9 protein-coding genes and 2 pseudogenes are annotated in these 12,165 nt (G+C 69.8%); 9 read left to right on the top strand and 2 right to left on the bottom strand.

Annotated features, from left to right (window positions below; translation table 11 throughout):
* Nucleotides 1–282: 282 nt before the first annotated feature.
* On the bottom strand, nt 283–645 hold the full coding sequence (locus ACFV7Q_RS27905) for a hypothetical protein (RefSeq protein ID WP_385432379.1): 363 nt from the start codon (nt 643–645) through the stop codon (nt 283–285).
* Between the two features lie 59 nt (nt 646–704).
* Between ACFV7Q_RS27905 and ACFV7Q_RS27900 the strand changes: the two genes are divergently transcribed.
* From ACFV7Q_RS27900 to ACFV7Q_RS27890, 3 genes and pseudogenes are all read left to right on the top strand, one after another.
* The gene (locus ACFV7Q_RS27900) at nt 705–1,013 is read left to right on the top strand and encodes a hypothetical protein (protein ID WP_385432377.1); all 309 of its coding nucleotides are present in this window, start codon (nt 705–707) and stop codon (nt 1,011–1,013) included.
* Between the two features lie 993 nt (nt 1,014–2,006).
* A pseudogene (locus tag ACFV7Q_RS27895) lies at nt 2,007–2,345 on the top strand (hypothetical protein); the annotation flags it as partial.
* A gap of 36 nt (nt 2,346–2,381) precedes the next feature.
* A complete protein-coding gene (locus ACFV7Q_RS27890; protein ID WP_385432384.1) occupies nt 2,382–3,311 on the top strand; it encodes a penicillin-binding transpeptidase domain-containing protein in 930 nt (309 codons plus the stop codon).
* A gap of 452 nt (nt 3,312–3,763) precedes the next feature.
* Here ACFV7Q_RS27890 and ACFV7Q_RS27885 read toward each other — a convergent pair whose 3' ends face one another.
* Nucleotides 3,764–3,997, bottom strand: a complete 234-nt coding sequence (locus tag ACFV7Q_RS27885) for a hypothetical protein (RefSeq protein WP_385432376.1) — start codon at nt 3,995–3,997, stop codon at nt 3,764–3,766.
* A gap of 146 nt (nt 3,998–4,143) precedes the next feature.
* Between ACFV7Q_RS27885 and ACFV7Q_RS27880 the strand changes: the two genes are divergently transcribed.
* The 6 genes and pseudogenes from ACFV7Q_RS27880 (at nt 4,144) to ACFV7Q_RS27855 (ending at nt 11,946) form a co-directional block, all read left to right on the top strand.
* A complete protein-coding gene (locus tag ACFV7Q_RS27880; RefSeq protein ID WP_385432374.1) occupies nt 4,144–4,362 on the top strand; it encodes a helicase associated domain-containing protein in 219 nt (72 codons plus the stop codon).
* Between the two features lie 1,298 nt (nt 4,363–5,660).
* Nucleotides 5,661–6,041, top strand: a complete 381-nt coding sequence (locus ACFV7Q_RS27875; protein WP_385432373.1) for a PadR family transcriptional regulator — start codon at nt 5,661–5,663, stop codon at nt 6,039–6,041.
* Nucleotides 6,038–6,595, top strand: a complete 558-nt coding sequence (locus tag ACFV7Q_RS27870; RefSeq protein ID WP_385432371.1) for a hypothetical protein — start codon at nt 6,038–6,040, stop codon at nt 6,593–6,595. Before ACFV7Q_RS27875 ends, ACFV7Q_RS27870 begins: the two co-directional genes overlap by 4 nt.
* 624 nt (nt 6,596–7,219) lie before the next feature.
* The gene (locus tag ACFV7Q_RS27865) at nt 7,220–7,678 is read left to right on the top strand and encodes a hypothetical protein (protein ID WP_385432370.1); all 459 of its coding nucleotides are present in this window, start codon (nt 7,220–7,222) and stop codon (nt 7,676–7,678) included.
* A gap of 110 nt (nt 7,679–7,788) precedes the next feature.
* Nucleotides 7,789–8,759, top strand: a pseudogene (locus ACFV7Q_RS27860) (TniB family NTP-binding protein).
* A gap of 277 nt (nt 8,760–9,036) precedes the next feature.
* Nucleotides 9,037–11,946, top strand: coding sequence for a BTAD domain-containing putative transcriptional regulator (locus tag ACFV7Q_RS27855; protein WP_385432368.1), 2,910 nt, complete (start codon nt 9,037–9,039; stop codon nt 11,944–11,946).
* The last annotated feature ends 219 nt before the right edge of the window (nt 11,947–12,165 follow it).

Below are 12,165 nucleotides of genomic sequence, written 5' to 3'. Positions count from 1 at the left end.
CCGCCGGGGGGGGGGGGGGGGGGGGGGGTTGGGGGGGGGGGGGGGGGGGTGGGGGTGGGGGGGGGGGGGGGGGGGGGGCGGGGGGGGGGGGGGGGGGGGGGGGGCCGCTCCGGCGCCCGCCGCCGAGTTGTACGTCTCCCTCTCCACCGTCAAGACGCACCTGTCCGGCATCCAGCTCAAGCCGCCGCTCGCAACCGCGTCGAGATCGCGGCCTGGGCCTGGCAGCGCGGTCACGTCCAGCCCCGCCCGTGACCAGGCCCTGCACCGTGCTGGGCAGACCGCTCAGCAGTCGGGGACGTCGGGGAGGCGGTTGTCCGGGTAGGCGATGTAGTAGCTGGCGATCCAGCCGGTGTTGGAATCGGTGTAGTCGTTGACGAGGAGCCAGTACGGGTTGCCGCCGATGTTCTGGCCCTGCTTCTGGCAGTAGACGTAGAGCTGGTGGTGGGGCTGGATCTTCCGGAAAGTGGCTTCCGGTGGGCCTCCGCGCCCGTCGTGATCAAGTTCCGGGGTCCAACAGCCGGGGTGTGGCATGAAGGACTGGCGGACCGGTCCGACGTTCGTGATGTGCCGGGAAGTGGCGGACGGGGCGGACCTGGCCTTGTTCTCGGGCGGCCCATTCGACGTGCGGGCGGTGGTGGCCGGCATCCTGCCCGAACCCCGACAGGACTTGGACCTCGGTGCCGTCCCGTGGGGCAACTTCCCCCATGGGCACGACGCCCGGCCCCGCCCGTGCCCGGCACCACGGCGTCGCCTCCCGCGAGGAACTCCTCCTCCATCGCAACAATCCCCGACGCGACGCCCGCGACACCCACGACGACTACGGCTACGAGGTGACCGGCTACCCGGCTGGCTGGTCCGTGGCCGCCGCCCGAACCGCGATCACCACAGACACTTCCGCACTCCTGCGCCTCCTTGGGGACTCCGACCCCACCATCCGCGTGCTCTGCAGACGCTGCATGCTCCACCCGGAAGAACCCGACCCGGAAGCGGTCTTCTGGGACTCCCCGTTCTGAGCAACCGGGCCGTGGTTGTGTATCGGAGTTGTCCAGCGGGGCCAACTGCGGTGGTCGGTCACAGCACCTGTGTCTGAGCGCTTCAGTTGGCGGCTTTCGTCAGATCTACCGCTCAGTGCCTGCTGCCGGAGCGCCTTCGGCGAGAAGGCGTTGAACATGCGCGGCCAGCAGAGCGGGCGCGGCTGTGGGGGTGACAGGAAGCCAGGTCACCGCGTCGAGCGCGGGGTCGCCAGCAACGTCTAGAGGTGCACATCCCCAACCGTGGCGCCCCCCTCTGGTCCCCCAGAACAGCAGGAGACCATCCGCCCAGGGCCCCGACCCCAGAGCAGGGTCGTCCTTCGTCCAGTAGAGGGCTGTTCCCCCGGCTTCGTCCCACCGCTCTCCTGGCGCGATGCCCGCATCACCGAGCGCCTGAGCAGTCGCTGAAACGTACTGCCGGATCTCGGTGCGGTTCATGGCTGCCCGAGCCACTGCTTCCCACCATCACAAGGTCCGCCCCTTCACTGGGCGTCTGGTGCAGCTCCCCTGTACAGCCACATGCGCCAACTGAAGCGCTCCGTCTCGCCAACCCACCCGCTCATCCGCCAACTGAAGCGCTCAGTCACAGACATCTCGCCTTCTTCGGGGTCAAACGATCACTCTAAGGTACGGCCCGGGCAGGGCGTACACCTGAACGTGACCTGCAAGGCCCCCGCGGCTCGCCCCCTCACCACGGTCGGCAACAGCTCGGCGGTCCGGCGGCCCCCGCCGAGGCGCCCCACTGGCCAGCCAACCGGCCAGCGTCAACCGCAGGCCCCCGATCCCCGAGACGGAACCGGTCGATCACCGCGCGTTCACGGACTCGATCGCGTTCGTGGTGCAGACGATGCGGCGGATCTCGGTGTCGCCCCTGCGTTTTCCCGCAGCCTCACCATTGCCGGGTACTTCTTCCCCAAGGACCCGGTCGCGGGCATCGCCGCGCGCATAGATCTTGTCGAGCTTTAAGATGCCCGCATGCCCAGTCCTCTTCGCCCCTCTGGCGCCTTACTCACTGCACTCGTCACGCTGCTCGCCGCGTCCGTTTCTGGGTGTACCGCAGACCGAGGAGCCCCAACGACATCCAGCTCGACGGCTGCGGGCAAGGCTGGGGGAGGAACTCCGGATGCGAAGCCGCGCGCTCCCAAGCAGGACGGAAGCCCTGGCGACATCCTGGTGGCCGGGCGTCCCGTCACGGGATCGGAGCGGTCGGGCATCCCCAAAGCTCCGTTCAAACGCACCTACACTGACGGTGAGCTGTACGCGTCGGTCACGGGGTACTGGTCTCTGGCCTGGGGTTCTTCCGGGCTTGATGCTCTCCTGGCGGACGACATCAGGGCGGGCAAGGATGTGGTGACCACTATCGACCCGGCTGTGCAGCGTGCTGCTTACGACGGGCTGCGAGGTCAGCGTGGAGCCGCGATCGTCCTCGACGCGGAAACAGGCGACATCCTCGGGCAGGTGAGCACCCCGTCGTTCGACCCCGGTTCATTCAGCGGGAACTCCATGGCTGATCAACGGGCGTGGGTCCAGGTGAAGGACCTCGACGACAAGCCCCTAACCAACCGGGCCCTACGCCACGTGGACAACCCAGGGTCGGCCATCCACGTCCTGGTCGCGGCCGCAGCCCTGGAGAAGGGCCTCCTTCCGTCTGTGGACACGCCGACCCGGAGCCCGGCCGTTTATGTCGCCCCGAACAGCACTACCCAGTTCTCCGGCGATCCGGCTCACTGCACCGACGCCACCCTCCGTGCTGCCCTGCGGTACGCGTGCGCGAACGTCTTTGCCGGCATCGCTTCCGACCTCGGCGCCGACGCACTGGCGTCGACGGCCCAGGCGTTCGGGTTCAACAACGACATGATGGATACGCCGCTGCGTGCCTTCGACAGCACCTGGCCGAAGAAGCCCGAGAATCCTACTCAGCTCGCCCTCATGGCCAACGGTCTGTTCGAGGTGAAGGCCACTCCGGTGCAGATGGCCATGGTGATGGCTCTCCTTGTGAACGGCGGGAGCCGGGTTCATCCCAATCTCGTCACCGGTTCGAAGACCGCCGTGCCCGCTCAGCGGGTGGTCGCCCAGCGCACTGCGGATCAGCTGCGGTCGGTTCTCGGGGACTCTTTTGGCAGATGGGTGCCCTCCGCTTCGGCCGCCTGGGCGCTTTCAGCCACCCGCACCTCGGCTGGCCGGCCGGTGGCCATCGCCGTTTACATTTCCTCGCCCGCCGACTCCACGGCCCAGGCCGCACAGGTCGCAGAACGGATCTCCGCAGCCACGCGAAAGTAGCCTCTGCCGCATTCGCTGCGCGGCGGGAGTCCGGTCAGCCGGCGGCCTCGGCTTTCCGGGAAGTCCGCATGCCGACGGCGCCAGCACGCCACCGCCGCCCGGTCAACTGATCGAAATCGACCCTGCGAACGCCGAGGCGGCCGTCAGCCTCCCAGAGTGGTGGACCGCCCGCCCCCGGCGGGACGCGGCAGCACATGTGGGAGTCCCTGCGCCTATTCTCCCCGGCCGCGTACTCCTCGCTGCAGGGCCGCCTCATGCCCGTGCAGAAGGGAGCCCCCACCGGTGCTCCTGCAGCGGACCGGGCACCCGGTCGCGCTCCAGGCCCGAGCCCGTCGCCCACGGCCACGCCGCCCAGGGCACCCGCAGCCGACCCGCGGCCTGCCCTCGTCGAACACCTCACGCACCGAACGCACCCCGCACCCCGCACCCCGCTCGCACAACCAGCGGCCCGACTATCGGGCCGCGCCGGAAACATTGCTGCCGCTTTCGACGTCGATGCACTTGCCTGCGAGCCCGGTGACCGCCACGGCACCGATGCCGGGGCTGGTGGCGGAGGTGAGCTCGTTGTGGGGGTCCCAGTTCAGGGTCTGGGTGTCGCCGTCGATGCGCCGGCTCTTGGTGTTCCCGGCTGCGTCGTAGGTGTAGGCGCTTCGCGTCCGGTCCAGGCCGCAAGTCCCGAGCCACATCAACAACCTGAAAATCCCAACCAGGAAAGGGAGGAGCAGATAAGAAGCTCCTCCCACAGATGTACTGGCCCGATGCGCCTGAAGCCCGGCCGGGGTTCAGGCTGTGTGGCAAAACGGGCCGCGGAGAGCTGGAGGCCTTGGGGATCGTGTGGGACACCGCGGACGCCGCCTTCACGGAGACCCTCGCCGCCGCCCGGGCCTACTACGCCCAGCACGGCACGCTCGCCGCGCCGCGGCACGCCACCGCCCTCGACCGGGCGGTGGGGCGGTGGCTGACCAACATCCGCGGGCCCGGTGGACTCGGCAAAGACGATGCACGCGCTGAGCGGCGGGCCGCAGCCCTCGCCGCGATCGATGAGGCCTGAACCCGGGCGCGCTCGGGTGGACGGTGGACTGGCAGCGCCACTACGCCTACCTCGCCCAGCTCCTTCACGACGGCGCGCCCGCCTCACGGCCATCGTCCCCGGCGTCACTCCCGCCACGGCGAGGACATCGGTCGCTGGCTGGCCACCCAACGCCGCGACTTCCACCGGCTGAACGCCGACAGCAGCGCCGCCTCGCCGCCCTGGGCGCCACCGCAGCGCCCGAACGCGCCCGCCAGGCGCCCGGGAAGACGACCGCGACCTCCACGTCGGGGCGGGGCGGGGCGCGGAAGCCTTCGACAAGGGCCTCCAGGCCCTCCGGCAGTACATCCAGCAGGAAGGCTGCCTGCCCCGCCGAGGACACATCGAAGACCTGCCCGACGGCCCGCATCGCAGTGGCGTGTGGCTGGCGAATCAGAAGCAGCGGCGCGACCGGCTCCACCGGCGCAGCTCGAAACGCTCGCCGCCCTCGGCATCGACTGGGCGCAGTAGGCGGGCGGGGAGGCCGTCCCGGAGGAGAAACCTAACCGCTGACATCAACCGACAGGGAACTCTGTCCTCGCCTCTCGTACCCCGAGAGGCCCACTCCCGCGTGCCTGGCCGGCAGCAGAGATCAGGCCGGGCGAGTCTGCTCGGCGTGCGGCCTCTGGGAGCCCTGTCCCTTCAGCACACCTGTCAGATACCGCATGAAAACGGGAGCACACCCGATCAACACCACAGAGCCGCCATCACGGCACTCGACCACCTGCCAGCCGCTCTGAACCAAGGGGGAATCCACGCGACCTCTTGGCCGAACCCGAACCACTTCCAACCGGTCCACCGGAAGCGGACTTCGGCGGAAATACGGGAACTCCGTCGGCGTGACATGAAGCGTGCAACGCGAGGCCCACAGGACGACCAACGACGTACCCCGACAGTACAGACGGTCGCCGAGGACACAGGCAGCAAAACCCACCTCCGCCCCCGCCGCAAAGCGCCGAGCCTGCCTCTTGGCCCTCCAGTGTTCATGACCCCACGTCAGCAGACTTCCGACAGCGAAATCCAGCAGCACACCCAGCACAGCCGGCCCCCTCAACGCAGTCTCCTCACCCACAATCGAAACAGGCAAAACACAACCCCGCCCTCCTCCCCAAGAACGAGTCCGTAACCGGCCATAAGAGGCACCAGGGGATCGGAGTCAGCTGAATGCCCAACGCGGCCGCCGCCTGGCAGGCTCGGCTGCTCGGTGTTCCTGGCGGCCCCGTGAAAGCGTTTCCCTAGAATCTTGCGGTGCAAGGTACTTGCTGATTATCTTGTACCGCATGACAAAGGAACTGTCCGCGGCCGGTGACCAGCGGCGCAGCCAGCTCCTGCGCGGCGTGCTCGACCTGTGCCTGCTCTCGCTGATCGCCGAACGCCCCAGGTACGGCTTCGAGTTCGCCGAGGCGCTCGCGGCCGGGGGGCTGGAGCTGGTCAGCGACGGCAGTATCTACCCGCTGCTCGCGCGGATGGAGCGGGCGGGGCTCATCTCTTCGTACCGCGCTCCGTCCCCGAGCGGCGGTGCCCCGCGCAAGTACTACCGCCTGACCGAGGCAGGGCACGCCGAACTGAGCGGCGGCCGGGCCGACTGGCTCGCCTTCGCCGGACAGGTCGGCAGCATCCTGACCGCCACCGCGGAACCCACGGGGGGAACCACACCATGACGAACGCGCAGATCCTCGCCACCTGCCGCAGCAACTGGGAGTACCGGGGGATCGACGACGCGTCCGTGAGGGAGATGCTCGACGAGCTCTCCGACCACCTGGAGGACGCGCGCGCAGCCGGCCGCACGGGGCAGGACGTCGTCGGGGGCGATGTCCGTGCCTTCGCCGCCGCGTGGGCGCGGGCACGCGCCCCGCTCCCGCGCCGGGTCCTGCGCACCGCGTCCCTGGGGTGCTTCGTCACCGGCTGCGTCCTGCTGCTCTCGTACCTGACCCGGTGGACCACCAGCCTGGACATCACCCCCGGCTACCTCGCCTTCTGGGCGGTACTCGGCACGGCCACAGTCGTCTGGGAGCTGCGGCGCGGCAGCCTCGGCATACGCCGGAGCTGGGCCGTCGCCCTCGCCACCGCCCTGCCCGCGGCGATCCTCACCAACTGGCTGGCCGGCGACGGGATGCTGTTCGAGCTGCCGCTGTGGGCGGCACCGCTCCTGCTGCTGCCCGGGCTGCCCTACGCCATCGCCGACGCACGGGCCAGGAAGAGCAGCCGCGCCTGAGCGCCACGGCCGGCCAGGGCCACGCCGAACACCTCCCTGGCCAACCCGGAAACCATCGTCACCGACCGCGGCAGCGTCTACCTGTCGAAGGCCTTCACCGCCGCGTGCGAGACCCTCGGGATCAGCGTCCAGTCCTCCCCGCCGCACGCGCCGACCGCGAAGGGCATCGCCGAGCGGACCTTCGGCTCCATCAACGCCCTGTTCTGCCAGCACCTGCCCGGATACACCGGCCCCGACGTCACCCAGCGCGATCCCGACACCCACCACGAAGCCTGCTTCACCGTCCTCCAGCTCCAGGACCTCCTCGACGAGTGGCTCGTCCACTGGCATCACCGCCGCCACGAAGGCCTGCGCCACCCCGTGCTGCCGAAAGCCGCGCTCACGCCGAACCAGATGGGGGCCGCCCTCATCGCCGTCGCCGTCTAAGTCCCTGTACCTCTCACCGGGAACGACTACCTGGAGCTGCTGCCGGTGCGCTGGAGCGCCGTCACCGAACGCGCATCCGCCGAATCACCGCACCTACGACCACGACCTCCTCGCCCCCTACCGCAGCCAGCCCTCCCCCGTCACCACGCGCGGCGGGAGGTGGGAGGTCCACCACAACCCCCACGACGCCCGCCAGATATGGCTACGCCTCCCCGACGGCAGCCTGGCGAGATCCCCTGGATCCACCGCGGCCACACCCAGCACCCCTTCAACGAACGCACCTGGCAACACGTCCGCGCCCAGGCCATCCGCCACCCCGATCCGGACCAGCACGAAGCCGACCTCGCCGACGTCCTCGACCAACTCATGCGCCGAGCACGCGACGGAGACGCCACACGCGCCGAACACCGACTCCTGAGCCGCAGCACCAGGCCCGTACCCGCCCTGGCATCCACCCCGACCCTGCCTGGGCGCAGCCACGCGGAGACCGCCGTCAGCCAGACGAACGCCACAGCCGACGCGGACAGCCTCGACGACCTGGGCGATGCTCCCGACGAACCATTCGAGGACGAGCCCGAAGACGAGTTGGGCTCCCCCGCCCGCCCCTACACCGGGCTCGGGCTCGACGACGCACACGCGGAAGCACTCACATGGTGAACAACACCCCCACCGCCACCGCCACCGCCACCCGGGCCAGCACCAGCGGTAAGGCTGTGGCCCGGCCGCTGCCGGACCGCGACGACGAGCTCGTACAGCAGACCTGGCCGATTGGGACCTGGCAGGGGTGGCAGCAGTTCGTCCATGCCCCACCCCCGGTGCCGCCGGCACCCGACGACCCGCCACGTAGCGTTGAGGAGCGTCTGGCCTACCACTCCGCGTTCGTCACCGTCCGCACCCCCGCCACCAGCATCCGCACCCTCATGGTCCTCGGCCGCCACCAGCAGACCACCGCCCGGCCCTCCCTGATCGTCACCGGACCCGCCGCAGCCGGGAAGACCACAGCCCTCCTCCACGTCGGGCGCACCTGTCACCTCGCCCACACCCGCACCGCGCACCCACCACGCAGGTCGTCGGACGTCCAGGTCTCCGTCGCCTATGTCCTGGTCCCGCCCGGAGCGACCGCGAAGATGCTCGCCGCGGAGTTCGCCCGCTACCTCGGCATCCCCATCAGCAGCCGCATGACCCAGACCCCGATCACCGAAAGCGTCTGCCACACCTACAACCATGTTGGTGTCCGGCTCGTCCTGATCGACGAGATCCACCGCGTCAACCCCCGCACCACCACCGGAGCCGAAACCGCCGACCTGATCAAAGACCTCACCGAACGCATCGCAGCGACCTCCGTCTACGCCGGCATCGACGTCACCACCACGCTCCTCTTCTCCGGCGTACGCGTGGCACAGCTCGCAGGACGCGCCACCCTCATCGAATGCGGTCCCCTCCCCTCACGCCTCGGCAACAAGCACCCGTTCACCGACGTCATCACCGACCTCGAAAACGCCCTCGACCTCCACCACCACAAACCCGGCACCCTCCCCCGGCACACCACCTACCTCCACAGGCGCACCGCCGGCCGCATCGGAAGCCTCACCCGACTCATCCGCCAAGCCGCCATCACCCCATCCATGACGGAACCGAACGCATCACCAAGACCACGCTCGACGCCATCCGCCTCGACCACCCCGCCGAAACCCACCAGCCCAAAACCCACACACCAACCCGCCGATCACCCCGCTGACCTGGGCAATCACCGGGAAAAGCACGAAATGGCGCCTCGGTTCTTTAGACCCAGACGCCATCTACAACACCAACATGATTCTCAACCAACCTGCAGCAACCCCAGCCCAACCCCAACCAGCACCGCAAAAGCCGTTCTCACACGACCCGCAACACCCCACCTCACCGAGCCACCGATGCCGCAACTACCCTCCCCCTCAGCGACATAACATGGCCATAACAGTGGTGTTGAGTAGCGGGTGCGAACCGGTACTCGGGGGAGCTCCAAGGGGTTGTCGGTGCTGGTGAGGTTCGGGCTGCTCGGTGAACTGACGCTCCATCTGGACGGTGAGGTCCGGCCGATACCCGGGCCCAAGGCCGGCGTACTGCTGGCCACCTTGCTGCTGGATTGCAGCGTGCCGGTTTCGGTGGATCGCCTCATGGCTGCCGTCTGGGGCGACCACCCGCCCCGTACCGCCCTCGCCTCGCTGCACAATCACTTCGCACGGCTGCGGTCGGCACTCGGGCCGGAGCGGGACCGGCTGCTAGGGGCCCGGGGCGCGTACGCCCTGCGGGTCCACCCGGGTGAACTGGACGCGGAGGTCTTCGGTACCTGTCTCAAGCGGGCCCATGACGCCCGGCGAGCGTGCGACTGGCAGACCCTCGGTGAGGAGAGTGCCGCTGCACTCGCCCTGTGGCGTGGCCGGCCAGTGCCTGAATTTCCCTCGCTTCACGGCACCCCGGAGATCGCCCACCTCATCGAACAGCATCTGCAGGCGGTCGAGCTGTGGTTCGACGCCCAACTCCAGACCGGTCGTCACCGAGCGGTCACCGCCGACATCGCCCGTTACGCTGCCTCCCATCCGTTGCGCGAGCCGTTCCACCGCCAGCTGATCACCGCCCTGCACCAGGCCGAACGCACCGCCGACGCCATCGCCGCGTACCACAGCCTGCGCCGCACCCTGGCCGACGAACTCGGCATCGACCCCGCCCCAACCACCCAGCAGGTCTTCAGCGAGCTGCTCGACCCGGCTGCCCCCAGGGCTGGCTCGACCGGCCCGGACCCACTGGGTTCGCAGCCGACAAGCCCACTCCAGCCGGACACCACCACCCCCGGCAGGACGGGCGCGGACCCCGATCCCGATCCTCTCCGCGATCCTCTCCGCCGGACGCCCTTCCAGATCCCCCGTGACATCGCGGACTTCACCGGCAGAACCGCGGAACTCGCCGCCCTGCGCGCGTGCCTGCTGACGGGCGCGGCCGACGCCCCGCCCCCGGTCGCTGTCATCTCGGGCATGGGCGGCATCGGCAAGACCACCCTCGCCCTGCACGCGGCCCACGGCATGCGCACGGCGTTCCCCGACGGCCAGCTCTACGCCGACCTGCGGGGCTTCGGATCAGGCACCCCCCGAACCGCCCACGACCTGCTCGCCCGCTTCCTCACCGACCTCGGTGTCCCCGCCTCTTCGCTGCCCGAGGACACCGACGACCGGGCGGCCTTGTACCGGGCCACCCTCGCCGAGCGCCGCGTCCTGATCGTCCTGGACAATGCCCGCGACGCCGTACAGGTCGCCCCGCTCCTCCTCGGCAGCGGCCCCGGCGCAGCGGTCGTGACCAGCCGGCACGCGCTCACCGGTCTGGCCGCGGCCACCCGCATCACGCTCCAGCCCCTCGCGGCGGACGAGCAGCGCCGACTGCTCGCCGCCATCTGCGGCCCCGACCGGCTCGCCGCCGAGCAGATCGCCACCGAGCAGATCCTCACGGCCTGCGCCGGACTGCCGCTCGCCCTCCGGATCGTCGGAGCCCGTCTGGCCCACGGCGGAAGAACGGTCCCCGCCGCCGCCGACCGCCTGTACCGGACCGGACACCGGCTCACCGCACTCGCCCTCGACCATCTGGACGTCAGGGAGGTCTTCCTGATGAGTTACCAGGCCCTGAGCGGCAGTCCCCGGCCGGCGGAGCGTGAGGCGGCCGTGGCATTCCGCCGCCTGGGGCTGTGGGCTGCTCACCCCTTCTCCGCCGAGGCGGCCTCCGCCCTCCTGGACCACCCGGTGGAACGGACCTTCGACCTGCTCGACATCCTCGTCGGTGCCCACCTTCTGCAGAACCCCACGCCTGGCACCTTCCGCTTCCACGACCTGCTCGGTGAGTTCGCCGCGGAGCGGGCAGAGCACGAGGAAAGCCGCGAGGAGCGCGAGGCCGGCCTGCTGCGGATGGTGACGTGGTACAGGGCGGCGACTCGGCAGGCCGACGTGGCCACCCGCGCCAGAGCGAGCGTCGACGCCGCAACGGATCCCGGTGCTCCGCTGCCCGAGTTCACCAACGGGGACCAGGCACTGGCCTGGATCACCGCCGAGATGCCCGCCATCCACCACGCCGTGCGCACCGCGTCGGTCAGTATCCGGCCCGAGCTGAGCTGGGGTCTCGTCGACACCCTCTTCGGCTGGACCGTCGCCAACTGGTGGGCCACCCAGGAGTGGGAACAGCCGGCCAACGACGCCCTCGCCGCCGCCGAGCGCGTCGGTGACCTCCGGGGCCAGGCCAAGATGGAGAACTTTCTCGGCGTGGCTCACGGATCCGCCTACCGCAATGAGGTCAGCCTCACCCATCTCGCAGCGGCCGCCGCCCTGTACGAGCAGATCGGTGACACCGAACAACAGGCCAGATCCCTGTCGAACTACGGCGCGGCCTGTGCCCAGGCCGGCCGGGTGCGAGAGGGTCTGACAGCAGTACGGCGCTCGATCGCACTGCGCTCGGAAAGCGGCCCTCCGCCGGCCGACCTTCACGTCCTCGGCTCCCTGCTCCTGGGCTCAGGTGACGCGGCGGGCGCCGAACCAGTCTTCCGCCAGTGCCTGGAGGGCTTCCGCCGCGAGGGCCAGTCCTTCTACGAGTCCATCGCCCTCGTCAACCTCGGCGACTCGCTGCGCGCTCTCGACCGCCGCGACGAGGCCTTCTCCTGCCTTGAAGAGTCCCTCGTGCTGTCCCGACAGCTCGACAACGACTCCCGGATGGCCGACACCCTGGAGGCCCTGGCCCGCACCCACCTTCACTTCGGCGACCGCGACCAGGCCCGGGCCAACTGGCGCGAGGCCCTGACGATTGCTGAGAAACGCCGGATCGAGCGGGTGATCAACGACTGCGTCCGAGGACTCGACTCCTTGGAGAGTGACATGCCCGGCATCGGTTTCACGATCGGCACCCGGTGGTAGCGGGACCCGCTCCCGCCGCGGACGGGCCCGGACCGAGAAGGGCGCTGTTGGTCCGCTGCCGAGGCCAGCGGCATCATGGGCGTCGGACGTCGACTCTTGACTGGGGCTGACCGAGGGCACCCACGCGGCGATCGCCGCGTGGGACCCCGGCGCCGCGGCAGGGTCCGTAGTCATTCGGTTCCAGGACGCCGTACGGAAAAGAGACCGGTTCGCGGCGTA

This window comes from Streptomyces sp. NPDC059851 (assembly GCF_042732005.1).
Lineage (GTDB): Bacteria > Actinomycetota > Actinomycetes > Streptomycetales > Streptomycetaceae > Streptomyces.
This window is presented reverse-complemented; position numbering and strand designations above follow the sequence as displayed.

Bases quoted from the DNA above. Each gene is read 5' to 3' on its own strand.
- ACFV7Q_RS27865 (WP_385432370.1), top strand. From the start codon at position 7,220: ATGGCTACGCCTCCCCGACGGCAGCCTGGCGAGATCCCCTGGATCCAC.
- ACFV7Q_RS27885 (WP_385432376.1), bottom strand. From the start codon at position 3,997: ATGTGGCTCGGGACTTGCGGCCTGGACCGGACGCGAAGCGCCTACACC.
- ACFV7Q_RS27875 (WP_385432373.1), top strand. From the start codon at position 5,661: ATGACAAAGGAACTGTCCGCGGCCGGTGACCAGCGGCGCAGCCAGCTC.
- ACFV7Q_RS27905 (WP_385432379.1), bottom strand. From the start codon at position 645: ATGCCGGCCACCACCGCCCGCACGTCGAATGGGCCGCCCGAGAACAAG.
- ACFV7Q_RS27870 (WP_385432371.1), top strand. From the start codon at position 6,038: ATGACGAACGCGCAGATCCTCGCCACCTGCCGCAGCAACTGGGAGTAC.
- ACFV7Q_RS27900 (WP_385432377.1), top strand. From the start codon at position 705: ATGGGCACGACGCCCGGCCCCGCCCGTGCCCGGCACCACGGCGTCGCC.